Raw genomic sequence first — 25,710 nt, 5'->3', positions numbered from 1 at the left:
CGTCCGATTGTCGGCACCAGATTGCCGGGATGCAAGGCAACCATGGGCCAAAACGCTCAGTGCGTTGCCGCACGCTCAATCTCACTGGTAAGGGGCGTTTGCCGAGTGACGCCATGCAGGTGACGGCAAATCAGGCGGTTTGAAGCGGTTTTGGGAAGAACTCCGGCATCTGTTTTGCCGTATAATTAAGTGGAGGCTCTCCGACCACCGGCGCCCGTCGGCAAGCGGTACTCTTTGAGGCGCCCGTATCGAAAGGAGCGAGCCATGAATCTCCATTCTGTCTTGTGTCCGACCGACTTTTCTCCCTATAGCGACGCGGCCCTGCGGTATGCGTCCCTGCTGGCCTCCGAGTCCGGCGCCAAGCTGTACCTGCTACATGTTGTCGACGAAAGTGCGGCCTATTGCACGGAGTACACCGGCATGGGCTACATGTCCGATATGACGCAGCGTCTGGAGCACGAATGTCAGGAGTTGCTCGAGCAGGTGTCGCCCACGGTGCCCGGGGTGCCATTCGAGCGGCAAAACTTGCTGGGTACTCCGGCAAGAACCATCATCGACTTTGCCGACCAACTTCAGGTAGACTTGATTGTCATCGGGTCGCATGGCCGGACAGGGGTTTCGCGAATGTTGATGGGCAGCGTGGCCGAAGCAGTAGTGCGAGGGGCCAAGTGTCCGGTGCTGACGGTCAAACACCCGCCTGTAGTGAGCGACGAAGAGCAGATCCCTAAAGGAATAACAATTGGCGCAGGTCAGCCTACGTAAGGAGCGTGAAGAGATGAGCGATTGGTTTGGAGGAAAGAAGCTGCTGGTGCCTGTCGACTTCAGCGAGGACAGCATCAAGGCCGTGGACGAAGCACTGGACATGGCCGATTCGCCCAGTCATGTACATGTGTTGCACGTGGCTGCCGATCTCGACATCACCACGCCGGGCGTGGTGTGGGAGACCATCAGCGAAGATACGCAGCGAAAGAACGTAGAGAAGTCGTTCAGCAAGACCTTTGCCGACGATAAGTACCAGGGAGTCGTGTACCACGTCCTGTTTGGTGACGCAGGGCATGAGATTGTCGAACAGGCCAACGCCATCAAGGCGGACTTGATCGTGATGCCGACGCATGGACGGACTGGCTTCCGACGCATTCTGCTCGGATCGACTGCCGAACGTGTTTTGCGGCTGGCTCACATCCCGGTCATGATGCTGCGGCACTAATCGCCGTTACACCTGTTGCAACGAGGGCAAGCCAGTAGATGGTCCGTAGTCAAACCGACCATTGGCTTGCCCTTCGCGGCTAAGGGCCATCATCTTCCGATTCCTGCTCGGCTGGGGCCTCTACCGTTGGCAAGCGATAACAGGCGGCCTCGAGGTTGTTTCGTACCAGCAGCAGTGGACCCGACATGGCGGGGTTGTTCCAGGTTACGCCGTCCTCGGCCAGCATCTCCAGCGAGCCGAGTTCGACGTACTTCTCGGGGTTGCACTCCACCAGCACCCCTTCACCCGTTTCGCTGAGGACGAAGATTTTGTCGCCCACCAGTAGATTCTGCCCGTGACCAAGGCCGTGTCGTCGGCGTTTCTTCCATTGCACTTTGCCCGATTCGATGTCGACGCAGCTCATCAACGTGTGATCGAGTCCATAGGCGTAGCCATCGCGAATCAGCAGATTCGAAAGCTTGGTCTTCAGCACCGGCTTTTCCCAAAGTATCTCGGCCTGCCACTTGTCGCCATCGCGGGTGATTTGTACCAACCGGCTTCCGACCGAGTAGCCCTTCGAAACCAGAAGGCGATCACCGGGGAGTGGAATCGGCTGCGAGCACGACGCCGCGCCGGACGAGCTGCCCTGTTGCTCGAACTCCCACAGTGGCTTGCCATCGCTGACGCGATAACCACCGACGGTCGATTCCTCGACCTGAATGATCTGGGGCTCGCCGGCGATCACAGCGTACACGGGCGAGGCGTACGAAGTCACCGGTTTGCCGCTTCGCCAGACCAAATCGCCGGACTCCCGATCGAAGGCCAGTAGCGAAGTGCTTTTGTCGCCCTCGGTTGCCTCGGCCACCCCACCTGCGATGACCACCAAATTCGAGTCAGGCACCACCAGAGGCGACCCTGAGTTGGCCCACAGTAGTGGCTTCAAACCGAATTCCGCCAGGTCGTGCGACCAGAGGGCTTCGCCAGTGCGGGCGTCGAGGCAGTTGACCACGCCGGTGGCGCCCATGGTGTAGACGCGCTGCTGGTGAATGGTTGGCGTGGCTCGGGGGCCGATACCGCCCAGGCCACCCTGCATGTCGCCCGGATCGTGCCGTGCGTTGTCGGTGTGTGTCCACACCACGTCGCCAGTCGACAGGCGGTAGCACACCACCAGTTCGTCTGCTCCGCGTTGTTCCTGCGTCACCGCGTAGTCGCCTACGATGGCAAACGACGACCATCCCGCCCCGATCGGTTTCTTCCAAAGGAGTTCGGGTGGCGAGGCTTTCCAGTCGCTGGCAAGTTGCACGTCAGGCACCTCGGCCCAGTATCCAGTTCCCAGAAAACGTGGATAGTCGTTGGGGGTCTCCTGCCAATCGTCGGCCACTTCGCTGAAGTCGAGCGAGTCGAGTTGCTCATCCGGATCGGTGCTCCAGGCAAACCGCACGGCCTTCCAGCGTCCATCGCCATCGTAGTCGACGTCGAGGCTCGAGAACCCTGCCACCACTACCGCCACGACACTTGCGCGGAGCAGCCACTTTTTGGTTAAACTCATTCGCTTGATTGGTGGCCAGCACAGCAGCAACCACCCCAGAGGCACCAGCCACGCCAGATTGGCGAGCACTACCGAAGCGACGGTCTGCACGTCCGACTCCAGGTGCAGCACACCGGGAATCCAGATCAGGGCGGCCAGCACCAGCAAGAAGCACCACCACAAGACAGGGAACCAGCGCACGGGCCAAGTGGCCCACGCCGCACGTGTAGCTTCAGGGTCCGACGACATGTCCAAGCTGACCTTGTATAGTAAATGTTTGCGAGTGCGAGCGGCCGCAGGCGGCTTGCTCTTCACGGCCTTTAGATAGTAGGCCGGTACTAATGACCGAACAACGCCAAACCAGATGAGCGAACCACAAATTACAGCCGTTGCCGGGGACACACGTCCACTATCCGGCAAAACCGCGCTGGTAACCGGCAGTTCCAGCGGCATCGGGCGGGCCATGGCTGTGGCCCTGGCCACCGCGGGGGCGGACGTTCACCTGCATACGCGGAGCAACCTCCGGGGAATGGCCGAGGTTCGTCAGCAGCTACAGGCCATCGGTGCAGGTGGGCGTGACTTCCAGTTCGACTTGGCTGAACAGGCGAGCAGCGAAACCTTTGTAAAGGCGGTTGACGAATCCGGGCCAGTGGACATTTGGATCAACAACGCGGGCGTCGACGTCCTGACCGGTGCGGCGGCCAATTTGTCGTTTGACGAAAAGTTGGCCGCCCTGTGGGCCGTGGACGTTCGCGCCACGATGTCGCTGAGCCGATTGATTGGTACGAAAATGGTCGCGCGAGGTTCCGGCACCATCATCAATATCGGTTGGGATCAGGCCGAGGTCGGCATGGAAGGCGACAGCGGGCAGATGTTTGCGACCGTCAAAGGTGCGGTGATGGCTTTCACACGCAGCCTGGCCCGTACGCTAGCACCCAAGGTGCGAGTGAACTGCATTGCGCCTGGCTGGATTCGCACCAAGTGGAGCGGCGAGGCGAGCGACTACTGGGACCGACGTGCCAAGTCCGAAGCATTGCTCGATCGCTGGGGCACGCCCCAGGATGTCGCTGCGGCGGTCGTGTTCCTGGCGTCGCCCGCAGCGAGCTTCATCACCGGCCATACGTTGCCCGTGAACGGTGGCTTCGCAGGGGCGTTCACAGAACCCCGCAATCTTCACGGCGAGTCGTAGCTCGTCGGCCTTGTGCATTTCGTGGAATCGATCTCTCTTCGCGACTGGGTACTTTGTCACGCGATCATATTCAATTCGTCACCGGTCGACTTGCCGAGCATTCGCTCCGTGCCATGGTGGAGACGCTCGCGCCGCAGGTGGGGTTCGAGTACACGATCAGTGTACTACCTATTACCGTGGCGGCACTCATGACTCCCAAGTGGATTGCCGGCAAGCTTTCGATCGAGCCACAGGCAACAAGCTTGTTGCTGCCCGGATACTGCCAGGGGGATACGACTCCACTCGCCGAGCTTGCTGGCGACCGCCGCATCGAGTTCGGCCCCCGCGATCTGCGGCAGCTCCCCCAGCACTTCGGGCAACGCCCCCAGCCGGATGATTACGGTGCGCACGGCATCGAGATCCTGGCCGAGATCAATAACTGCCCACGGCTGACGCTCGAAGAGATCCTCACGATCGCCAGGCGGTACGCCGAGGATGGCGCTGACGTGATCGATTTGGGCTGCGACCCTGAGGGGCCTTGGGGCGGTGTGGCTGACGTGGTTCGAGCAGTGAAGGACTTGGGTCTGCGGGTGTCGATCGACAGCCTCGACCCACGCGAAATCGCGCCAGCCGTGGCCGCGGGGGCCGAATTGGTACTGTCGGTGAATTCCAGCAACCGTGAGGCGGCCGTCGATTGGGGGGCGACCGTGGTCGCCGTGCCGGACGATCCCAAGACGCTCGCGGGCCTGGATCAAACGGTGGACTTTCTGGCCTCGCGGGGCGTGCCGCTCCGGATCGATCCCATCCTGGAGCCCATCGGGTTCGGCTTTGCCGCAAGTTTGCAGCGTTACTTTGCGACGCGCGATCGTTACCCCGACGCCGAGATGATGATGGGCATTGGCAACCTTACGGAGCTGACCGACGTCGACTCGGCGGGGGTAAACGTGCTGCTGCTGGCCATTTGCCAGGAATTGGGCATTCGCAGCGTGCTGACCACCGAGGTGATCAACTGGGCTCGCTCGAGCGTTCGCGAATGCGATATCGCGCGGCGGATGGTTCACCATGCGGTCACCCAAGGCGTGCTGCCCAAGCACATTGAGCGGCGGTTGCTCACCTTACGCGGCGAGCGGGTGGCGGAGCCCACCGTGGAGGAGCTCGACCGGCTTGCCCAGCACATTAAAGACAACAACTACCGCATCTTCGTCCAAGATGGCCTGGTGCATCTGGTTGCCAGCGATCTACACCTGGCCAACGCCGATCCCTTCGTGCTGATGAAGCAGTTGATGGTCAGCGGTCCTGATGGCTCGCTGCCGGCGAACCTCGACGCCAGCCATGCTTTCTACTTGGGGTACGAAATGCATAAGGCGCTCACCGCTATCACGCTCGACAAACAATACCAGCAGGATGAGGCGTTGGACTGGGGGCACCTCACCCGCGAAGAGCAACGTCACTATTTGAAGACCCGTCCCGCGAAGAAGTCGAACGACGTATGACCAGCAACAGTTCCGAGTCCGATGCGATATACCGTCTGCCCGAGCATGGACTGCCGGTGGTGCGTCCGCTACCCGTGGAAATCACCGCACTGGATGTATTTCGAGCACTGCGAACACTTCCGCACGTGGTGTTGTTCGACAGTGCGATGTCCCATGCCCAATTGGGGCGTTATTCATTCGTAGCGGCCGACCCTTTCGAGTGGCTGACCGCACCGGCCGATGGCTCGGACGCCTTGGCGAAGCTGGAGACCGCGTGGCAAAAATACTCCACGCCTACTGTCGATGGTCTGCCCCCCTTCCAGGGCGGCGCCGCCGGTCTACTGGGCTACGAGCTGTGCCACAGCCTGGAACGAGTGCCCCGCCCGCAGCACGATGAGTTCCAGGTGCCCGCGCTCGCCATGGGACTGTACGACCTGGTGGTGGCCTTCGATCACGAAGCCGGCAGCGGGTGGCTCATCTCGCAGGGCTTCCCCGAAACCGATCCGAAGCGACGCCGCCAGCGGGCGGTTGAACGTTGCGAAGAGTTCTACCGGCAAATCCTCTCCCCCGTGGAGAAAGTTGCCCCGCCTCCCGGCGAGCCGATTTTTTCTTCGACGCTCGCCCCCCAGTTCGACGTCGGCGAGGGACTCACCAGCGATTTCTCCCGCGACGGGTATCTCGCAGCAGTCGCCCGAGCGGTCGAATACATTCACGCGGGCGACATCTTTCAGGTGAATCTTTCGCAGCGACTGTTGCTTCCGGCCGTTGGTAGTTCTTTCGACCTGTACGAGCGGCTTCGCCAACGCAATGCGGCAACGTTCGCCGGTTTTCTAGACCTGGGCGAGTATCAAATCGCCAGCGCATCGCCCGAGCGTTTCCTGCGTTTAGCAGGCGATCACGTGGAGACTCGGCCCATTAAGGGCACCCGACCCCGGACCTCGCAGCCCGAAGCGGATTTGTTCGCGGGGGACGAACTGTCGCAAAGCGAGAAGGATCGGGCAGAGAACGTGATGATCGTCGACCTGTTGCGGAACGATCTGTCGCGCGTCTGCCAGCCCGAAACCGTGCGGGTAACCCAACTCTGTGGGCTCGAGTCGTACGCCTACGTGCAGCACCTGGTCTCCGCGGTCGAAGGTCAACTGCAGGGCGGCAAAACACCGATAGATCTGCTGCGAGCAACGTTTCCTGGTGGTTCGATTACCGGTGCGCCCAAGGTGCGAGCCATGGAGATCATCGCCGAACTGGAGCCAACAGCCCGCGGTGCGTATTGCGGCTCGCTCGCGTATATTGGTTTCGACGGCACCATGGACAGCAACCTGCTGATCCGCACTATTACCGCGGGACGCGGGTGGTGGCAGGTGCCCGCGGGGGGAGGAATCGTCGCCGATAGTGATCCACGGCGCGAATACGAAGAAACCTGGCATAAAGCCCACGGCATGCTGCGGGCTCGAGATTGAAGTGCACCCATGATTCTGGTTATCGACAACTACGACAGCTTTGTGCACAACCTGGCCCGCTACCTCCAGCGGCTAGGCAGCCAGACGCAGGTGGTGCGCAACGACCAGGTCACGGTCGAGGAAGTACGTCAAATGCGTCCCCAGGCTGTTGTGCTTTCGCCGGGACCTTGCACGCCCGACACCGCGGGTGTGTCGCTGGAGTTGGTTCGGCAGCTCCATACTGAGCTGCCGATGCTGGGGGTGTGCCTCGGACACCAGACAATTGCCCAGGCCCTGGGAGGCCGCGTGGTGCGGGGCGAACGTCCCTGGCACGGACGGGCGTCCGTGATTACGCATCACGGCCAAGGCCTATTTGCGGGTGTGCCATCGCCCCTTACGGTGGGGCGATATCATTCGCTGGTGGTCGACGAGGCATCGCTCCCCCAGCAACTGCTACCGACGGCCTGGACACTCGAAGGCGACACGTTGATGGCAGTCGTGCACCGCGAATTGCCGGTGGTTGGCGTGCAATTTCACCCCGAATCGGTACTCACCGAACATGGCTACGCTCTGCTTGGCAATTTTCTCCGTATGGCGGGCGTCGAGCCCAACCCAACGCCTGCTATGGCAACCGAACTAGTAGCACCGGCCGCAGCGCGGACCATGCCCACGCGACCTGTCACCTTTTAATTCACACCAAACTTTCCCCCCAGATGACCGGTGGCTCGGATGACCAACTTTCACAACTGTGCATTGCTCGAAGGGATCGTGACCACGCTCAACGACGATGGCTCGACGCACGTCGCCGCGATGGGGCCACGCGTGGACTGGCCGGTTACCGGTCTGTTGCTCCGTCCGTACCAGACTTCAATGACCTTCAAGAACCTCTGTCGAACCCGCAGGGGCATTCTGCACGTTACCGACGACGTGCTGCTTATGGCCCGGGCAGCGGTTGGAAGGCTGTTCGAAGCTCCCCCCATGGAGTTCGGCCCGGAAGGCTACCCACAACGACTGGCCGACTGCGTCCGCTGGTATGCCTTCGAGGTGGAAAAACAAGACGAGACGCGGGACCGTACCGAGATGATCTGCCGGGTGAAGGACGAAGGCCGGGTGCGCGATTTCTTCGGTTTCAATCGAGCCCGGCACGCGGTGATCGAAGCCGCTATTCTGGCTTCGAGGTTGCACCTGATTTCCGTCGAAACCGTTCTCGATCATTTCGAGCAGTACGCCACGATCGTCGACAAAACAGCCGGACCCAACGAACGGCAAGCATTCGCTGAACTGCAACAGTACTTGAGCGATCGCCTGGGGGAACAAGACACGCGGACCATGATGGAGTAAGTGGTGGCGGCTGCGAACGGCTCACTAACCATCGAGTGCGGGGCCCGGCTTCATTTTGGCCTGTGGGCGTGGGGCGAGATGCACACGCGGCAATTTGGTGGTGTCGGCATGATGATCGACCGGCCGCGACTGCTGGTTCGGTTCACCCCGGAAGAACGTTTCGAAGCGATTGGCAAATTGACGAGCCGGGTGCAGGCGGTGGCCGAGCGTTGCGCCAAGCGTTGGAACCTGCCTTGCTTGCCGCCCGTGCGTGTCGAGGTGCTCGAGCACCCACCACAGCATGCAGGGTTTGGGCTCGGCACGCAAATCAGCCTGGCTGTGGCTCGCGGGTTGGCAGACTTCCTGGGAAAGCGGAGCTCAAGCCCGCAGCAGCTAGCCATGGTGGCGGGCCGAGGACTGCGCTCGGCGATTGGTACCCATGGATTCGAGTGCGGCGGACTGTTGGTCGATGCCGGCAAAGGCCGTGAAGAAGCGGTAGGCACGCTCGGCGAGCGCGTAGCGGTGCCACGCGAGTGGCGCGTCCTGTTGGTGATGCCCAATGCTGTCGGCGGCATCGCTGGCGAGGCCGAGCTATCCGCCTTTGCCAATTTGCCCCCGGTGCCGGTGGAAACCACTCGCCAATTGCAGCGACTGGCGACCCAGACGATCGTACCTTCCTGCCAAGCGGCCGACTTCGACAACTTTGCCCGCGGCGTGTACATGTATGGCCATACCGCGGGGCTTTGCTTCGCCGCCGTGCAGGGTGGCCCGTACGCCAATGCCGAGGTCACGCGTGTGGTCGAGCTGCTCCGTTCGCTGGGGGCCGAAGGCGTGGGACAGAGTTCCTGGGGACCCACGGTGTTTGCGATGGCTCGCCATGAAGATCAAGCCACGGAGTTGCGTGCAAAGTTGCTCGCGCAACTTCCGAACGGCGGGTACACGATTGCGATGGCTGCCGCCAAGAACGACGGCGCCAAGCTGCATCGCGAACCGTAGCGAGCCACTGCGACTACAGCAGGCCGTAGCCAACCAGCGTTTGTCGGAGCGACGCCATTTCGCTCTCTTCCAGCGGCGTCATCGGCAGCAGCATTTCGCCGGAGTCACGGCCTAGCATCTGCATGGCCGACTTTACCGGAATGGGGTTAGTGGCCAAGCCCAGCATGTCTCGACACAACCCGAAGAGCTTGTAATGCCACTGGCGGGCCTTTTCGTAGTCGCCGGCATTGGCCGCGGCGACCAGCTGGAGCATATCGCCTGGCACCAGATTGCCTACCACGGAGACAACTCCGCGAGCTCCCACCGCCATCAGCGGCAGCGTCAGGCTATCGTCGCCCGAGAGCACCGTGAGATTCGTAGCCGCAATCACCTGCGAAGCCTGGTCGAGCGAACCGGTCGCTTCTTTCACCAGGGCGATGTTCTCCAGTTCGGCCAGGCGAACGATGGTATCGGGCTCGATGTTCTTGGCTGTGCGGCCTGGGATGTTGTAGATGCACTGGGGAATGCCAGTTTCTTCGGCCAGCACTTTGAAGTGCTCGTAGAAGCCCTTCTGAGTCGGCTTGTTGTAGTAAGGCGCGACCTGCAGGGCGGCGTCGGCGCCAACCTTTTCGGCAAACTTCGTGAGCCGCAACGCTTCGGCGGTGCTGTTGCTACCGGTGCCCGGCATCACTTTTGCGCGGCCGGCCGCTTTTTCCACAACGAAGGCGATCACCTGCTCGTGCACTTCGTGGCTCAACGTGGGCGACTCGCCCGTGGTGCCCACGGGGCACAAGCAGTTGGTGCCGGCGGCAAGCTGGAACTCAATCTGCTCGCCGAAGACCTCGTAGTCCACCTCGCCATTCTTCAAGGGCGTGGTCAGTGCTACGGAAAGTCCTGCAAACGCTTCGCCTTTGGTCGTCATCGCTATATTCTCGCTCATCTTGAGGATAAGTAACTCGGGTAAATGATACCGAGTTGGCCGGCGCACCGGCCAGGGGGCGACGCTATTGGCTAACTAGGCGTTTCATGTCGCGGACCGCCTGTTCCAGGCCGACCATAATGGCCCGGGCGATGATGCTGTGGCCGATATTCAGCTCATACATGCCCTCGATTTGCGCCACGGGGCGGACATTGCGATAGGTGAGCCCGTGCCCCGCGTTGAGCAGGATGCCGGCGTCGCGAATCTGTTTGGCGGCCCGCTCGAGTTCGGCAAATTGGTCGCTGGCCGGGCCCTTGGCCGAGGCGTGAGCGTAGGCGCCGGTGTGTAGTTCAATGGCCTGGGCGCCGGTGGCCAGACCCGCTTCGATCTGTTGGGGATCGGGATCGAGAAATAGGCTGACCACGATGCCCGCGTCCTGTAGCCGCCCAACCGCCGCGGCGACTTTATCCTGCTGGCCCACCACGTCCAGTCCGCCTTCGGTGGTCACCTCTTCCCGTCGCTCTGGCACCAGCGTGGCCTGCGAGGGGCGCAGTTCGCAGGCAATGGCCAGCACGTCCTCGGCCGTGGCCAACTCCAGATTGGTGGGCACGGCGACCGTTTCGATCATGATCCGCACGTCGCGGTCCTGGATGTGGCGGCGGTCTTCTCGCAGGTGAAGCGTGATACCATCGGCACCCCCGAGTTCGGCCAGGGTGGCTGCCCATACGGGGTCGGGTTCATTGGTTTTGCGGGCTTCGCGGACGGTGGCAACGTGATCGATATTAACGCCGAGTCGGGACATTCGCGGTGGCTTTCCTAACGGTGGTCGCACGGACCACTATTGGTCCGCCTGTTCGAGTACAAAACGTTGTCTGCGGTCGAGTCGCCCGTCGCCATTGGTGTCCGATTCGAGCTGCAATGTCCGGTTGGCACGATCGTATCGCAAACGATGCCGAACCTGGCCGCGATCGGATTCGATCACCATCGGTTCGCCTAAAGCGTCGATCGCTGCACCCAACGCAGCGGCACTGCGGTTGGGGGCCACCCGGGGGTGGGGGGCAGGCACACGTTGGCTGAGCCACAGTGTCGCTAAACCAGCCACCGCCATCAAGGCGACCGGTCTCCAGAACACCAGATGGACCGGCTCGTTGTCGATAGGTTCGCCAAAGGCGTCGTATTCCACCTGCTCGCCCAGAATGAGCTCCGACTCTTCGCGAAGGATCGTCGACGCGTCGGAGAAGCATCGAGCCGGGACTTGCAGCGTGTAGGTGCGCGACCAATCGCCACCAATGGCGTTGAATGATTCCGATTCTACCAACTGCGCATCGATGCCGTTGGCCTCCAGGCAACTGACCAGATAACCGGCCTCGGCCAGATTGGCCATTTTCGCAGCACTCCGCCATTCGTCCTGCGTGGCGGCTTCAATTTGGTCCCTTTTCTCGCGACAGACGGGGCAATCTTGGTTGGCGTACTGCAATGGGGTTAGATAAGCATCGCAAACTTGGCAACTGGGCATGGCTGTGATTCCGGAGGAAGAAACAAGGCTGACAGACGCCAACGGATATTGTCCCCGCTGGTCCGGGACGTGTCCACAAACTTTTTGCCGGGGTGCCGGGCCGAACCGCTCAAATAAACGGAGAATTCGCTATTCCACGGTCGTCACAAAACTCCGGTTCCTGGTGACGATTGTGTCGGTCGTTGGCCCCGGTGTTTCGGGAAATACACGGAGTTTTCCCGGCTTTATGCGGTCGTGTTGCCACTCGATCATCCCTTGGTAGTGACCCGGCCACACGGTCTGCCGAAGAATGTTGCCGAATTGCCACGTCTCTGCGCAAAAGGCACCCTGCGTGGACTTCTTTCACATTCGACGCCCGCTGTTCCTAACCTACGTTTGAGCGTTCTGGCGGGGACTTCAAACTGCCTGCCAGACGCTGGCTGCAACAGCCAACCATGAATTCAGGTTGAAGGAAGCTCACCCTCCCAACATAAGAAACAGAACCTTGCTCTCGCCTACTCCGACTGCCGCCAAGGGCACTACGATGAACTGCCACAGCCTCGCTCGACACATTGAAGAACTGCAGCCCGAAGCCTCGCCGCAGGACGTTGCCCGACTGTGCCTGCTGCTGACCAACGAATACGCCGAGCTCGACGACTTGCTCAATTGCGAAACCCTGCACCGCGCTTGGAAGGATACTGGATTGCGATTGCAACTGGCCACCGACCAGCATGCGGCGATGACGCAGGAACTGGAAGAGCTGGCCAACAGCGATCCGAAGAGCTTCACACAGGAGCAGATCTGGGTGCTGATTCGCGCAATCAAGGTACAGAGCCAGATTCTGCAGATGTACGTTGGTCACCCGCTACTCGACGTCTAATCGCCCCCAGTCGCTCTAGCTCAACGAGTCGAGCATGATTACGGCGACATTCATGTAGATGACGATGCCGGCGATGTCGATGATGCCCGCCACGAACGGGTTGCTCATCAATGCCGGATCGAGCCCCAAGCGGCGGAACACCATTGGCAGCGTACCTCCGCACAGCGTGCCACAGATCACCACCATCACCAGTGTGATGGGGATCACCAGCACCTCGGCAAACGTCGGCACCTCGAATATCGGTTGCCCGGACGCATCCTCTGGCGCAAAGCCCTTCAGCAGTATCACGGCACAAATGTAGCCGGCGGCCGCCAGCGATGAACCCAGGCACAGTCCCATGGCAAGTTCACGGCGGATCACCCGCCACCAGTCGGACAGCTTCACGTCGCCGTGCGTCATGGCGGTAATCACCAGCGTGGCCGATTGGCTGCCCGAATTGCCACCGCTGGAGATGACTAGCGGAATGAACAGCACCAGCCAGGAGACTTTCTGAAACTCCGCTTCGTAGTTCTGTAGCGCCAGGGCGGTGAGCAAGGCTGCCAGGAAGAGGATGCCAATCCAGATGCCGCGCTTCCAGGCAAGCGTGAACCAGTGCGTTTCCAGATAGCTGTCGTCCAGCGGATCGACGGCCGCCGCCATGTGGGCGTCTTCGGTGGCTTCCTCTCGCAACACGTCGATGATGTCGTCGTGCGTGATGATTCCCAGCAGGTGTTGTTGCTCGTCGACCACGGGAATGGCGATGAAGTCGAAGCTCGCCACTTTGGCGGCCACCGTTTCCTGGTCGTCGGTGGCCTGCACGGTGACGATGTCGCGTTGCATCAGCTCGGATATTCGCGTGTCGGGCTTGCCGAAGTGCGTCACCAGTTGTCGCGCGGAAATCAGTCCGCGGAGACGGTTGTCTTCGTCGACGATGTAGTTGTAATACACCGTCTCCAGGTCTTCGCTCTGGCGGGCAATCTCTTCCAGGGCCTGGTGCACTGTCAGGTTCTCACCCAGCCGCGCTACCTCCGTGGTCATCACACTACCGGCAGTTCCCTCGGGGAACTCCATCAGCCGCAGCGTCTCCCGTCGCTCGGCCGCTGGCAGCAACGGTAGCATCTCTTCCACCACATCGGGGTGGACGTCGCTGATCAGATCCACGCGGTCGTCGGCCGGCAGGTCTGCCACCAGTGGCGAGGTCTCCGCCGGATTGACCGTTTCGAGGATCTCGACCTTCATGCTATCGGGCAGGAAGCCGAACACCTCGGCCTGCTTGGCCGAATCGGACGCCTGCAGCACGTCCCACGCTTCCTGGGGGGATAGTCCCTCCATGAACTCGGCCGCCCGAGCCGGGTGTATTGCCGAGGCGAATTCGCGCAGTCCCTGCTCGTCGCCGGAGGCAAGCATCTCGCGCAGCTCGGGCAGTAGCAGGGTGTTGATCAACATGCAAGTCGCGATAAATCGTCTAGAGGGCAGGAGTTAGGCAGTTTAGTTGCCATCCGTCGCACCGTAAACGCCCAGAACCGTCCAAATCGCCCGTCCGCTTTGAGTTGACTATGGCGGCAGGGGTGCTTATGCTGCTAGAAAATCGGACAACTATCTTTTCGTGTCTTGCAGTTCGGAGTGACAGTCACGTGGCTGAGGCCGTCAGGCGCAGCTTCGCGACCGCCGCTCCGGCGGGATTTAGGGCGAATGTCGACAGTTAATGCCTCGGACGAGGTGCAGCCACGGTATGACGCGTGCGAAGCGCGGCTGGGCTACACGTTTGTAAATCGCCAGTTTCTGGAATCGGCCCTCACCCATGCTTCGGGTGCCGAGAATCGGCTCGCATCGAACGAGCGGATGGAGTTCCTGGGCGACGCCATTTTGGGTGCCGTGGTGTGCGAACGGTTGTATCGCGACTTTCCCGAGCATCTCGAGGGCGAGCTGACCCGGCTGAAGTCGATCGTCGTCAGCCGCCAAACTTGCGCCAAAGTCAGCACTGCTATGGGGCTCGAGGAGTTTCTGATCCTCGGCAAAGGGATGACCACCCACCCCGAGGTACCCTCCAGCGTGCTGGCCGCGGTGTTCGAAGCCCTGGTGGCAGCCATCTTTCTCGATGGCGGGCAGGAAGCCGCCAAGGAGTTCGTCGAACGGTGCATGGAACCCGAGATTGACCTGGCCGAGGCCGGCGAAATGGGCCGCAACTACAAGTCGCAGTTGCAGCAACTGGCCCAGCGCGAGCACGGCGTGACGCCCAACTATCGTTTGCTGGACGAAAAAGGGCCGGACCACTGCAAGTGCTTCCAGATAGCGGCCGAGATCGGTCCGCAGCGGTTCGCCCCCGCCTGGGGAAAGAGCAAGAAGGAGTCGGAGCAGCGGGCCGCCGCCAACGCCATCTACGGACTCCGCGGCGACAACGCACCGTACGAGGACGAAGCGCCTTTGGACGACGACGGTGAAGAGTGATGCAGCGAACGAGGTAATCGTCGTTGGCGCCGGTGCGGCCGGATTGATGGCTGCCATTCGTGCCGCCGAGCGTGGCAAGCGAGTGCTGCTGCTCGAGAAAAACACCAAGCCGGGCGTGAAGATTCTGATGTCGGGCGGTACCCGGTGCAACCTCACGCACGCTGCCGACCGTCGCACGCTGACCGACGCCTTCCCGCGTCACCAAGCCCGCTTTCTCCGCAGCCCGCTCGCGGCCCTCGGTCCCGAAGAACTAGTCGACCGCTTCCACGTCGAAGGCCTCGCTACGAAGGTCGAATCGACCGGCAAGGTGTTCCCCACCAGCAACCGCGCGCTCGATGTACAGCGAACGCTGCTGGGGATGTTTCAGCGTGCCGGCGCCAAGCTCGTTCTCGGTGTGGCCGTTACTGGCATCGAGCCTGCGGTGGATGGCTTCGTTGTTTCAACGGATGCAGACGAGTATCACTGCCGCAGTGTGGTGCTCGCCACTGGCGGGCAGTCGTATCCCGGCTGTGGCACGACCGGCGATGGTTATGCCTGGGCCAAGTCGCTGGGGCATTCGATCGTGCCGCCCCGCCCTGCCCTGGTGCCGCTGAAGACCACCGACGATTGGGCACACGAACTCTCCGGGCTGACGCTGCCGGATGTCGGCGTGTCGATTACCAAACCCGGCGAACGAAAGCCCCTGGCCGCCCGCCGCGGATCGCTGTTGTTCACCCACATCGGGCTGTCGGGCCCGGTGGCCATGGACCTCAGTCGCGAGGTGACTGCCCACGCCCGCAGCGCTGGACTGCAGGTGGTGTGCGATTTTCTTCCCGACCGGACGCAAGAGCAGTTGCTCGACGAGCTTCGCCAACTCAGTGGCCGGCGTGTGATTCGCGGCCTCGTGGCCGAGTGGCTCCCCACGCGGCTGGCGGACGCCCTGGTGGTTCAGGCTGGTGTGCCACTCGATCGCGTGGCGGCCGAACTCAGCAAGGCGGAACGTCAGAGTTTGATCGACCAGATCAAACGCAGCAAGTTCGATGTTAACGGGACGCTGGGCTTCGCCAAGGCCGAGGTAACCGCCGGCGGCGTGTCGCTCTCCGAGGTCGATTCGCGCGATATGCAGAGCAAGTGCACACCGGGGCTGTACCTGGTGGGCGAGGTGCTCGACATCGACGGCCCCATCGGCGGTTACAACTTCCAGGCTGCCTTCAGCACAGGATGGCTGGCGGGGGATAGCGTCTAGCGATCGGTTTGCGTTTGCCGCCGTCGTGGCGCTCCATTGACTCAGCAAATGCCGTTCTACCTAAGGAGCTGGTTCGCCGGTTGTCGTGGCCAGCGTGGCCCACTCGATGGTAAATTGGGCGTTGCACTTGGGGCACACCACTTTGCGACCGAGGAACTTGGCGGGCACGTCTTTCTCGTGCTTGCAGGCCTCGCACAGGACGTGAATCTTGCACGTCGGGTCGTCGAGCGGCACGTACACGTCGGTCGGGATTTCGCCGTAATCGATATCGGGGCCTTCCAGTAATTGCAGTTGCTCTGGCGAGATTTCCTTGAGCGACGACAGCCGGTTTGCCATGTTGCGGATCGCTTGCTCGAACAGGTTACGGGCCGCGCGGCCGTTGCCGAAATGGCGGTCGCGACGGTCGTAGTGCCAGGTGAGCCACTGGATGACACGGAGCCGCGCCGCGGGGGTGAGTTCGTAGCGGTTCTTTTTGCAGAACAGCCCAAAGATGCCGGACAGCTCCAGCGGCGTGTAGTCCACAAAGTGCAGCTTGCGGTTGAACCTGGACGACAGGCCTGGGTTCGATTCCAGCAGCTCCTGCATTTCGTCGGGATAGCCAGCCAGGATCACGACCAGTCGCTCGCGATCGTCCTCTGCCCGTTTCAAGAGCGCCTGCACCGCTTCATGCCCGTAGGGATCTTCACTCCGCGAGGCGATCAGGCTGTAGGCCTCGTCGACAAATAAGATACCATCTAGCGACTCTTCGACCTTCTTGTTGGTCTTCGGACCAGTCTGTCCGGCGTATTCGGCCACCAGGCCCGAACGGTCGGTCTCCACCAAATGGCCCTTTTCCAGTACGCCCAACGCCCGGTAGATCTTCCCTATGATGCGGGCGACGGTTGTCTTACCGGTACCCGGGTTGCCGGTGAACACCATGTGCAGGCTGATGTCGGTCTCGGGCAGGCCTGCCGCGGTACGCTTTTGCTGCAGCTTGAGAAAGTTGGTGAGTGAACGGACCTCGTGCTTGATCTCGCCCAAGCCAATCAGGTTATCGAGTTCGTCGAGCGCCTCTTCGACCGTCAGTTCAGGTTCCGCCGGCTTGGTGATGGCAACCTTCTCCGCCGGAGTGGTGTTTCGCTTTTTGAACTTACGGTTGGCTTGCGAAGTGGGCCTCGGCACGTAGATGCCATCGTCCGCTTCGCGCCGCATCTGCTCGATGGCCTGCGCACTTTCGCCAAGGTCGGCGGGGTTTTCCGGCTCCGCGTCGTCCAACGGGCGGTGTTTCAGGTGGCTATCCAGCTTAAGTTGAATCGAGCGGACGATGGCGGCCTCGGGCTCGCGCATCACCCCATCGGCGCGGGCCACGATGTTGCACAGCCGGGCCACGATGGTATCAAGCTGGCCCACGCGATCGCGTAGCGGCCTGATCCGCTCGAACGGACGCACCATGCTGTACCAGGTGAGTTTGGATGACTCGCCCGAGGCGTGCTTCATTGTTTCGTTGAGCTTCTCGCCGGAAATCCATTGCCCCCACAAGTGGTGGCAGAGCACCTCGGCTAGAAACCGCTCGTTCTTGGACCATCTCTTGTCGGCTTCGCAGATCGAGAGGTAGATTTTCAGCACCAAAGCTCGATGCAGGTCGTCCATCAGTGCAACAAATTTGCCATCGGTACGATCGATGAGCTGTGGGTAGTCCCGTTCGCAGAGCTCTCCGCTCGAGACATACAGCTTCCGGCAATCGCGAAGCGTGCGGCTGAACAGCGATGGCCGCGAAGGCAGGTCGTAGTCGGCCATGACGAGCGAGCAGGAGGCGAGAACGTGGCGGGAAACTGTACCCTTTGATTATCTCGCCACGTGGGAGGACTGCAAGCGGCGTCCGCAGGGGCAACGGCTACGCCAGGCCCTTGCGCACGGCCCACACGGCGGCTTGCGTGCGATCGGAGACACCCAGCTTCCGGAGCACATGCTGCACATGTTCCTTGACCGTCTCGTAGCTGATCCCCAGCGCCTCGGCGATTTCCTTGTTTGTCAGGCCGAACGCCAGTTGTTTGAGCACTTCCATCTCGCGCCGCGTCAGGGGCACTTCCAGATCGATTTCGGTGTCGGGATCACCCACCGGCCCCGAGGCACGGCGTAAATCGTCGCGCGACCAGGCGGTACCTCCGCCGGCAACCTCGGTAATGGCGCCGATCAGGGCGTCGCGTTTCACCGACTTGGTCAGATACCCTGAAGCCCCCAAAGCTACAGCGCGAGCGATGTAGGTTGGAGAGTCGTAAGCCGAGAACATCAAGACCGGCAGTTGCGGCTTGAGTTTGCGAATCTCCGCTAGACACCGCAGGCCGTCGACCTCGGGCATACGAACGTCGAGCAGGACCAAGTCGATCTGCATCTTCTTGGTCGATTCGATGGCTTCAGCGCCGTTCTCCGCCTCGGCCACGACATGAATGTCGGTTCCAGACGTTAGTTGTTTGACGCCGATCCTGACGACCGGGTGGTCGTCGACCACCAGCACCTTGATCGCCATGCTGTTTGGTCCTTATTCCAGCACTCCAGGGCCACCCCCCTTCTTGTGGGGTGCAAAGCTGGAAAGTGCAGGCACGAATACAGTAAGCAGATCGCTAGCTGCAGTCCCCCCAAGTAAGCTATTCAAACTCTAAAACAGGCTGCGGAGAAACACAACCTTGTAGATGAGGATTCTTTACATAAAACCGAATATATCCACTTTCGTGCGATCGGTGGTGGGGATTCTGAGGAGAAGTTGCATCGTAGGATTAGTGTTGTCTGTTTTCCACTAATTCCCCATACTTTGCAAGCTACAAGCTTCGGCTTGGGGCCACCGCGGTGGCCCTTCAGCAGGGACAACTCGCGACTCGAACCAAGAAAACTCTTCCCGATGCCCCTCGATTGCAACTTCTCCGTTAACGAGCTGACCACTTATCGATGGACCTTTGACGAAGATCTTTATTACGCCCAGAAGGCAGGTTTCGACTCGATTGGCCTCTGGCGACGAAAAGTGAACGACTTTGGCGAGGCTCGGGCTCGGGAGATGCTAGACGATTCCGACCTGACCGTCAGCTCGCTGAGCTGGGCCGGTGGCTTTACCGGTGGCGATGGCCGTACGCTCGACGAGAGCATTCGCGACGCCCTGGCGGCGGTGGGGGCTGCCGAGCGACTGCAGGCCGACTGCCTGGTGGTGCTGGCGGGCGGGCAAAACAGCCATATTCGTCCCCACCGTAACCGTCTTTTTCGCCAGGGTCTGGACGAAATGCTCATGGCGGCCGAAGTGGCCGGTGTGACCCTGGCCATCAAACCAATGCATGCCAGTTGCGCCCGCGAATGGACATTTCTCAACTCGCTGGAGGATGCTCTGGAACTGCTTGGCCAGTATCAGTCGCCGCATGTGAAGCTGGTGTACGATCTTTACCACTTTCCCGAACTGGCGGACGATCCCGCATTGGTGGCCGACCTAGTCCCTCATCTGGCCCTGGTGCAATTGGGTGACGCTCGCGTCGCACAAACTGCCGCCCAAGAGCGATGCCCGTTAGGGCATGGCGTGTTGCCCATCTGGGAAACGGTCGCCGCGCTGCAGTTTGCGGGATACAATGGGTGCTTTGATGTTGAATTGATGGGCGCCGAAATCGAGGTCGCCGACTACCAGACGCTGCTCGCCGAGACCTACCAGTCCCTGGTGGCCGGCGTGGATGCAGTCAGGCAGGATGAGCACCGACCCTTGGCCGAACGGTCCAGATAATCGCCCCCTTCGTTGTGCAACTTCTTACCCCGTGGTCCGGTGGCAGATTATCTGACAATTAACGACGAGATCGCCATCCCGCGGAGCGAATTGAATCTCACCTTCTCCCGTAGCCCCGGCCCGGGGGGACAGAACGTCAACAAGGTGAACTCGAAGGCCACGCTGCGGTGGGAATACGGGGCATCGATCTATCTGCCCAATGGCGTCAAATCGCGGTTTGGCCGGCTGTTTGCCAAGCGGATCAACGATGCAGGCGAGTTGGTGCTCTCCAGCAGTCGGCATCGCGAACAACGCCGCAACGTGGACGATTGCCTAGAGAAACTGCGGCAACTGGTGTTGGCAGCGGTGGCTGTGCCGAAGCCGCGCAAGCCGCGCAAAAAGTCGGCCGCCGCCAACGCGCGAAGATTGCAGGAGAAGCGAGCGCGATCGGAGCGGAAGCAGAGTCGCCGCACGCCGCGATTCGACGACTGATTGCTTTAGCGTCGGGCCCCATGCCGGGCGATGCGATCGCGTAGTTCCGCTGCCAATTCGTATTGCTCGCGAGCAATGGCCTCGGCTAGTTGCTTGGCCAGTGGCGGCTCGATCTCGTATTGCTCTTCCAGCGAGGTCTTCATCTCGCCTAGACGCACGAGGAACTCGTCCTCGGCCAGATCCTCTTCTTCGGCCCCCTGCAATCGGTAGGAGTTCTCGATCAGCTTGCAGCCTTCTTCGATTTCTTCCACCGCACTTGTGGGGTCGAGCAATTCCAGGGCCGCCAGCGCCACGGCCTGGGTGCGATGGAACAACACAAAGGGGCGATACTGCTCGTGCATCTCGGCCCATTCGGCGTGGGGTGCGTGCAGCGACGAAAAGTCCATCAATGCCAGTGAGTGATCGGCATCGGCAGCGGCGCGGTCGAAATCGCCCAACGACAGCCAGGCGATGCGACGATGATAGTACTGTACGAACTCGCGATCGATCTCGATACAGCGCGTATCGTCCAGTTCGAACTCTTCGCCCTCGGCAGCGACAAGCTGCTGCAGGTATTCCATGTAATTGTCACAACCACCGGGACGACCCCCATCGGGCCGGCCGGTCACTTCTAGCTGCAGAACGCCCATGTCCATGCGCAATTGCAGGACGTCGCGACCGTCACGACCCTGCACTTTGCGGGCTGCGACGTCGCCAAACTCGTAGGGCCACTCTTCGAATAAGTGGTCCAGGTGCTGGGGCCAGTCGGGCATCGATCAATCTCAGTGCTGCGAATTCGGGGTTGGCTGCCGGTCCGTTCGTGGAAGTTGCGGTAGTAGGTCACTAACCCTTAATTCTACGCATATCCCACCCGACCTGACGAGGCAGAAAAACCGCAAATAACGCCTGCCAAGAGCGCTGCCGTCCGGAAAAACCGGCCATTTTTCAGAATCAACCCCTCCCGATCAGTCGCCCACGCCTTCATCCAGGAGCATGGCATCTTGCAGCAGGTTGATCTCAGCGCGATCATGCCGGTCGATGTCGTCAAGTAGTTGGCCAATCTCTGCGCAAATTCGTTCGAACTCGATGGCCTCCCACTCGCCTAGGTCGCTTATTGCGTCCAGCAACTCGCCAGTGCGATCGCGGAACATCTGGTGCTCGTCACGAAGCTTGGCAATCTGCTTGGCCTTGCTCGGTTTCGATTCCACCACCATCCGCAGGTAGCCGTCCTGCTCCTCGATGTCCATGAGCCGCTCGAGGTGGCGGGTGAACGATTCCAGGGCGAACTCCACACTTTGCCTTTTGCGTTGATAGCTGATGGCAGGCGATTGCCAACTGGTGGTCACGCGTAGCGCTCGCTTGACGTGCTCCAAGGCTTCGTGTTCCATCCAACTTTGGCTGGCGTGCGAGACATCGTAGGTCGCTTTAAACATTTCTTTTCTCCTCGCCGCGGTCCGGGTGGGGTTGCGCGCACGGCGGTCGACGGCAACCTGTTACGGACACAACGCGGCCACTGGGGTGAAGGCGGGGTGAACTTCGGTATTGATTAAGATGGGCTGGTAAACACCCATTTCACTCCGCGGGGAGTGCTTGCTGGCCCGACAGTTCAAGAGATGCCAATCGACGCGAAAGCAGATGACAAGGACAAGAAAGATAGATGTCGAAGGAACGAATTTGCGCATCAGCCGCTGCGGCTATGTATTTTAGCGACTCGCCACCGACACAAAAGCAAATTTTTCGGAAATGCCGGAAACCCCGGCCTCCGCTGATTTTGGACCCCACCCTCCAGAGTGGAACATGGCGTCGAGGACACTGATCGTTGGCTTGCCAGGCGAGGCGCTAAACCGCAATCATCGGGCGGTTGTCACTCCCCACGGCCCTGGTAAGCACGGGATTGGTTAGGGAACCTGATTCGCTTCCGATCGCGCATTTTGGCGCGCTGGAAGGTTGACGATCGCTGGCACTAGGGTTGGGGGCTTCACGGCGGGGCCTTTGTCGCAAAGTTACAAGCCGTTGCAATTGCTGCCTACCTGGTTTGCAGGATGCTAGCTGCCAAAAAACGCGGGAAACAGCCTAATTGCATAGGTTTCCTGCCAAATCCGATTCTTCCCAGCCAACCTTGGCACGTCGCGTGCGTACAGAAGGGTGCGGGCGACGAGGAGCGGCCGAACTGGTCACCTCGCCCAGTGCTCCTATAAAGCACCAGTGGGTTGCGGAGCAACCCAGCCCAACTGCTTTAAGTGGTTGCTGACGGCAGTCTTTTCCTATTCCTCAACCAATGGAGTGACAGAGATGTTGGTTCTAACCCGAAAGTCCGACGAGAAGATTCGTATTGGCGACGACATTGTCATCACCGTGTTGCGAACCAAGGGCAAAGCGGTCCGTCTGGGAATCGAAGCTCCCAGCGACATGCGTGTGCTGCGTGGCGAAATCGCCTTCGATGGCGACGATGCTGCCGATTCGCACCGCGTTGCCGAACAGGCGGAAGCCAAACCGCTGCACGCCCGCGTACCTCGCTCGCAGGTGGCCTCGGTCATTCCAGCTTTGGTAGCCGAAGGTGGACCGCTGGCCGAATTCCTCAATACGGCGAGTGTGGTAGCACGTTAATCGAGCCTTGCGGGCTGGTGGCAGTTCGTTCCGCGGGCGGGGTTTTGTCGGCAGTGGATTCCTCCATGGTTGCCGACGCCATCATCACCTCGCCCGCCGGAAGCGGAAAACGTTCCAACTCGGCCAATTGCTCAAACAGGATGCGGCGCACTTCCAAAATACTTTGTGGGTGCCGATGCACGCTCAGGTGATCGGCCTCGACCACCAGTTGCGACCGCACGTTGGGCAGTCCATCGAGTTGGGCACTTTCCAGCGACACGACGCCATCGCCCTCCTGGCTGAACCAACTGGCAAAGCCGCTTTCGGCTTGGCGCCCTGCGATGTTGTGATACGACACCCAGGGCCCCGGATCGGCGCCGCGCAACGTGGTCAGCAGTACCGAATGCGGATCGAGCGAGTCGAGGCTCGTGCGGATGTCCAAAGGTGCGTCCTGACGGAAGTAGTCGCGGTTGTCCCGCATCAGCGCCTGGCGGCTGGCGATTAGTTTCATCGGCAGGTGAATGAACTTATTGCCGGCCCACTGGGTCAGGTCGTTGGCGAAACTACTACCCCGGTGCGGCGTTCCAATGGTCACCACGCGACGAACCGATGGATTGGGCTGGAAGAAGAATGCCTTTTGCAGTTGCTTCTTCAGATCGGGCTCGGCCTGCAACTCGTTGAACGGGCGTTCGGTCATCGTGGCCCAGAACTGGTCGCCGCTGTCGATGCTTTGCAGCTTCGATACCAATCCGCCCATGCTGTGCCCGACCAGTACCATCTGATCGAGGGCCGGCGACGACTGGCGGGGGTCGATGGCTGTGCGAGCCTTGGCCAGGTCTTGTCGCATTTGCGACGCGCTAACCCAGAACGGCTGCCCGGTGGGGTACAGGTAGAACCAGAACTGGTAGTGTTGTCGCACGTAAGGGTCGCTACGCAGGTCGTTGAACATCTCCATCCAGGTCACCGGACTCGACCAAAGTCCGTGCACCATCACGACTGGCATCTTGTTGGGGTTGTACGGCTCCAGCATGTAGAGCCCCTGAAGTTGCTCGACCTCGCCCGGCTTTATCAGCCCCAGCGTGGAGACTTCCTCGATCTTGAAGTCGGGTTGATTCAGGAAGTAAGCCAGCGGCGTACTGATGTCCGATTCCAGCGGAACCTGCATGCCGTCGATGGCCAGCGTCTGGCGGTCGAGGGGATCGTGTAGCTCCAACACAAACCGCGGCTTGGCGGGCGTGCCATCGACGGGCAGTTCGCTGCGATCGATGCGCAGAAACGCCGTGAGCGGGAACGTCAGCTTGTCGGGATAAAACTTCTCGGCGCCCAGTTCGTCGGGGTGACTGCGCCGCTCGGCGATGATCGGCACTCCCAGCCCGTAGGTGTGGTAGTGGTTGCGGAGGCCAGCAATCTGGTAGTCGCTGACAAACTTGAAGTTGTCGAAATCTTCGGCGTGCCAGCCGCTGCTCTTCATCTCGATGTCGAACTTGCACTGTTTGCCCACCGTATGCACTACGCCCTGCGTACCTGGTCGTAGCTGCCCATCGGCTTGCACCAGGCGCAGAGTGCCTTCGAGCGACTGATTGTACAGGTCGCAGGCGCCGCGGAACTGCGGGTCGTAGGGATTGAGTGTCTCGGTTCGCTGGCGGTCGAATAGATAGTCGTAGGCGTACATCAGCGAGGTGCCGTAGTACGATAGCGCCTCGGAACGTTCCTGCATCTCGGCCTTTTTGCCGGCGATGTAGGCCAACTCGGCCACCGAGTACTGCACTTCGCGATCGGTGCTATCCGCCTGCAGTTGCTGCAGACGCGTGATGGTGGCCGACAGGTCACGCTCGGCCAGCCTTTCCAGATCGTAACGCCGCAAGACCTGGGCCGTCCGCTCCGAAGGCTTGGGGCCGCTCCGCGACAGCAGCTGGAGCGTGTTTTCCAGCGGATTCTTCGGCGTGTTGCGCACCGTGACCCACTGGCTGCGATCCGAGGCACAGCCACTCAGGGCGATCACCGTCAGGCAGGCGGCCACCAGCAACCGGGGCAGCGCAGGACGGCCACCGGGGCGCATGGAAACGCTCGCAGTGGCGGCAAAGGGTTGGCGCTGGGAGGGCATGGATCCGTCCATGCGAGGGGAGTTCCGGGAAGAGTGACAGCTGAATTCGCGCGGAGAATAGAGGCCAATCGGCGGCAGGTCAACGCGAATCGGGTGCTAGCAGCTTCTTGCGGCTAGACGCCGCCCACAAAAAAAGCGGCCGCTTGATCTGGAGAGATTCAAGCGGCCACTTGCGAGGGGTGTTATTAATCGCCCGCTGCCTGGCTGGGGAATGCCCAAAGTGGCGGTCGAGCGATCGTGCGATCGGCAGTCAGCCGACCATTTCACTGCTGGTCATGTGGGATGTAAGTTCCGAAAGACGTGAGGCAACGGCACTGGAAACGGGGTACGTTTCCGCCTCGTCCTCGATCTCAAATTCAGTGGCAGCCTGCTGAAGCTCACCACGCAAGATCCGCACGTCACGAGGTGCCTCGAGGGCAATTGTGACGCGATTTCCGGCAACTCGTCGCACTTCTACTACGATGTCGTCGCCGATGTGGATACGTTGTCCAGCCTTCCTGCTGAGTACGAGCATTTCCTATCTCCTTAACTGTATTAGCGTGTCGCTGTACGATGCTCTGAACTGCCAGAGCCTGGCCTCGCGGTGAGTTGTCGAGCATGTATTGCAATAGAGATGCCAATTCTCGAACTTGATGCAATTTTGACTAAAGGACCTGCGAAACACGCTGTTTTTCTATCATGGTCCGCTTGCTACCACCGGCAGTGGGGCTCTCGTTTTGAGAATCACCGTCTGTCAATGAGACAGGTTCGCTGCTAGCTTGGATACGCGAAACGCAGACCATTTCACTCCCCTGCTCGAGCTTTCA

25 protein-coding genes are annotated in these 25,710 nt (G+C 60.8%); 14 read left to right on the top strand and 11 right to left on the bottom strand.

What is annotated here, in order from left to right; genetic code table 11:
* Positions 1–264 precede the first annotated feature (264 nt).
* Positions 265–762, top strand: coding sequence for a universal stress protein (locus tag NG895_RS16110; protein WP_252853548.1), 498 nt, complete (start codon positions 265–267; stop codon positions 760–762).
* Between the two features lie 13 nt (positions 763–775).
* Entirely contained in the window at positions 776–1,207 is a 432-nt protein-coding gene (locus NG895_RS16105; RefSeq protein WP_252853547.1) for a universal stress protein, read from the top strand.
* Between the two features lie 79 nt (positions 1,208–1,286).
* Here NG895_RS16105 and NG895_RS16100 read toward each other — a convergent pair whose 3' ends face one another.
* Positions 1,287–2,963: an outer membrane protein assembly factor BamB family protein gene (locus NG895_RS16100; RefSeq protein WP_252853546.1), complete on the bottom strand. Its 1,677-nt coding sequence runs from the start codon at positions 2,961–2,963 to the stop codon at positions 1,287–1,289.
* A gap of 115 nt (positions 2,964–3,078) precedes the next feature.
* Between NG895_RS16100 and NG895_RS16095 the strand changes: the two genes are divergently transcribed.
* The 6 genes from NG895_RS16095 to NG895_RS30635 are packed head-to-tail and all read left to right on the top strand — an operon-like array spanning position 3,079 to position 9,106.
* On the top strand, positions 3,079–3,903 hold the full coding sequence (locus tag NG895_RS16095) for an SDR family NAD(P)-dependent oxidoreductase (RefSeq protein ID WP_252853545.1): 825 nt from the start codon (positions 3,079–3,081) through the stop codon (positions 3,901–3,903).
* A gap of 53 nt (positions 3,904–3,956) precedes the next feature.
* Positions 3,957–5,375: a DUF6513 domain-containing protein gene (locus NG895_RS16090; RefSeq protein WP_261361217.1), complete on the top strand. Its 1,419-nt coding sequence runs from the start codon at positions 3,957–3,959 to the stop codon at positions 5,373–5,375.
* A complete protein-coding gene (locus NG895_RS16085) occupies positions 5,372–6,811 on the top strand; it encodes an anthranilate synthase component I family protein (RefSeq protein ID WP_252853544.1) in 1,440 nt (479 codons plus the stop codon). Before NG895_RS16090 ends, NG895_RS16085 begins: the two co-directional genes overlap by 4 nt.
* 9 nt (positions 6,812–6,820) lie before the next feature.
* A complete protein-coding gene (locus NG895_RS16080) occupies positions 6,821–7,480 on the top strand; it encodes an anthranilate synthase component II (RefSeq protein ID WP_252853543.1) in 660 nt (219 codons plus the stop codon).
* A gap of 39 nt (positions 7,481–7,519) precedes the next feature.
* The gene (locus tag NG895_RS16075) at positions 7,520–8,131 is read left to right on the top strand and encodes a DUF447 domain-containing protein (RefSeq protein WP_252853542.1); all 612 of its coding nucleotides are present in this window, start codon (positions 7,520–7,522) and stop codon (positions 8,129–8,131) included.
* Between the two features lie 3 nt (positions 8,132–8,134).
* Positions 8,135–9,106: a GHMP family kinase ATP-binding protein gene (locus tag NG895_RS30635; protein ID WP_252853541.1), complete on the top strand. Its 972-nt coding sequence runs from the start codon at positions 8,135–8,137 to the stop codon at positions 9,104–9,106.
* 13 nt (positions 9,107–9,119) lie between these two features.
* Here NG895_RS30635 and dapA read toward each other — a convergent pair whose 3' ends face one another.
* The 3 genes from dapA to NG895_RS16055 form a co-directional block, all read right to left on the bottom strand.
* Positions 9,120–10,007 (bottom strand): 4-hydroxy-tetrahydrodipicolinate synthase, encoded by an 888-nt coding sequence (dapA, locus tag NG895_RS16065; protein WP_252853540.1) that lies wholly within the window; start codon positions 10,005–10,007, stop codon positions 9,120–9,122.
* A gap of 82 nt (positions 10,008–10,089) precedes the next feature.
* Positions 10,090–10,806, bottom strand: coding sequence for a pyridoxine 5'-phosphate synthase (locus NG895_RS16060; protein WP_252853539.1), 717 nt, complete (start codon positions 10,804–10,806; stop codon positions 10,090–10,092).
* 36 nt (positions 10,807–10,842) lie between these two features.
* Positions 10,843–11,520, bottom strand: a complete 678-nt coding sequence (locus NG895_RS16055) for a hypothetical protein (RefSeq protein WP_252853538.1) — start codon at positions 11,518–11,520, stop codon at positions 10,843–10,845.
* 523 nt (positions 11,521–12,043) lie between these two features.
* Between NG895_RS16055 and NG895_RS16050 the strand changes: the two genes are divergently transcribed.
* Positions 12,044–12,379 carry a hypothetical protein gene (locus tag NG895_RS16050; protein ID WP_252853537.1) on the top strand — a complete coding sequence of 112 codons (336 nt, stop codon included), beginning with the start codon at positions 12,044–12,046 and terminating at the stop codon, positions 12,377–12,379.
* A gap of 15 nt (positions 12,380–12,394) precedes the next feature.
* Here NG895_RS16050 and mgtE read toward each other — a convergent pair whose 3' ends face one another.
* Positions 12,395–13,804: a magnesium transporter gene (mgtE, locus tag NG895_RS16045; protein WP_341871462.1), complete on the bottom strand. Its 1,410-nt coding sequence runs from the start codon at positions 13,802–13,804 to the stop codon at positions 12,395–12,397.
* Positions 13,805–14,050: 246 nt separating this feature from the next.
* Here mgtE and rnc point away from each other — a divergent pair, with 246 nt between their 5' ends.
* Positions 14,051–14,806, top strand: coding sequence for a ribonuclease III (gene rnc, locus NG895_RS16040; protein WP_252853536.1), 756 nt, complete (start codon positions 14,051–14,053; stop codon positions 14,804–14,806).
* Entirely contained in the window at positions 14,796–16,031 is a 1,236-nt protein-coding gene (locus tag NG895_RS16035; RefSeq protein ID WP_252853535.1) for a BaiN/RdsA family NAD(P)/FAD-dependent oxidoreductase, read from the top strand. Before rnc ends, NG895_RS16035 begins: the two co-directional genes overlap by 11 nt.
* A gap of 60 nt (positions 16,032–16,091) precedes the next feature.
* Here the strand turns inward: NG895_RS16035 and NG895_RS16030 are convergent, their stop codons facing one another.
* Both NG895_RS16030 and NG895_RS16025 read right to left on the bottom strand, forming a co-directional pair.
* Positions 16,092–17,807 carry an AAA family ATPase gene (locus NG895_RS16030; protein ID WP_252853534.1) on the bottom strand — a complete coding sequence of 572 codons (1,716 nt, stop codon included), beginning with the start codon at positions 17,805–17,807 and terminating at the stop codon, positions 16,092–16,094.
* 97 nt (positions 17,808–17,904) lie between these two features.
* A complete protein-coding gene (locus NG895_RS16025) occupies positions 17,905–18,537 on the bottom strand; it encodes a response regulator (protein ID WP_252853533.1) in 633 nt (210 codons plus the stop codon).
* Positions 18,538–18,906: 369 nt separating this feature from the next.
* Between NG895_RS16025 and NG895_RS16020 the strand changes: the two genes are divergently transcribed.
* Positions 18,907–19,764 (top strand): sugar phosphate isomerase/epimerase family protein, encoded by an 858-nt coding sequence (locus tag NG895_RS16020; protein WP_252853532.1) that lies wholly within the window; start codon positions 18,907–18,909, stop codon positions 19,762–19,764.
* A 39-nt stretch (positions 19,765–19,803) separates the two neighbouring features.
* The gene (arfB, locus tag NG895_RS16015) at positions 19,804–20,235 is read left to right on the top strand and encodes an alternative ribosome rescue aminoacyl-tRNA hydrolase ArfB (protein ID WP_252853531.1); all 432 of its coding nucleotides are present in this window, start codon (positions 19,804–19,806) and stop codon (positions 20,233–20,235) included.
* A gap of 5 nt (positions 20,236–20,240) precedes the next feature.
* Here arfB and NG895_RS16010 read toward each other — a convergent pair whose 3' ends face one another.
* Both NG895_RS16010 and NG895_RS16005 read right to left on the bottom strand, forming a co-directional pair.
* The gene (locus NG895_RS16010; protein ID WP_252853530.1) at positions 20,241–20,987 is read right to left on the bottom strand and encodes a UvrB/UvrC motif-containing protein; all 747 of its coding nucleotides are present in this window, start codon (positions 20,985–20,987) and stop codon (positions 20,241–20,243) included.
* 192 nt (positions 20,988–21,179) lie between these two features.
* A complete protein-coding gene (locus tag NG895_RS16005) occupies positions 21,180–21,647 on the bottom strand; it encodes a hypothetical protein (RefSeq protein ID WP_252853529.1) in 468 nt (155 codons plus the stop codon).
* Between the two features lie 859 nt (positions 21,648–22,506).
* Here NG895_RS16005 and NG895_RS16000 point away from each other — a divergent pair.
* On the top strand, positions 22,507–22,821 hold the full coding sequence (locus NG895_RS16000) for a carbon storage regulator (RefSeq protein ID WP_252853528.1): 315 nt from the start codon (positions 22,507–22,509) through the stop codon (positions 22,819–22,821).
* Here NG895_RS16000 and NG895_RS15995 read toward each other — a convergent pair.
* Positions 22,793–24,904 carry a lipase family protein gene (locus NG895_RS15995; protein ID WP_252853527.1) on the bottom strand — a complete coding sequence of 704 codons (2,112 nt, stop codon included), beginning with the start codon at positions 24,902–24,904 and terminating at the stop codon, positions 22,793–22,795. The two genes, NG895_RS16000 and NG895_RS15995, sit on opposite strands and share 29 nt — an antisense overlap.
* A 250-nt stretch (positions 24,905–25,154) precedes the next feature.
* Entirely contained in the window at positions 25,155–25,418 is a 264-nt protein-coding gene (locus NG895_RS15990; protein ID WP_252853526.1) for a carbon storage regulator, read from the bottom strand.
* Between the last annotated feature and the right edge of the window lie 292 nt (positions 25,419–25,710).

The sequence above is a fragment of the Aeoliella straminimaris genome, assembly GCF_024054565.1.
GTDB lineage: Bacteria > Planctomycetota > Planctomycetia > Pirellulales > Lacipirellulaceae > Aeoliella > Aeoliella straminimaris.
Note: the sequence above shows the minus strand (reverse complement) of the source record. Positions and strands in the feature narration are given on the sequence as shown.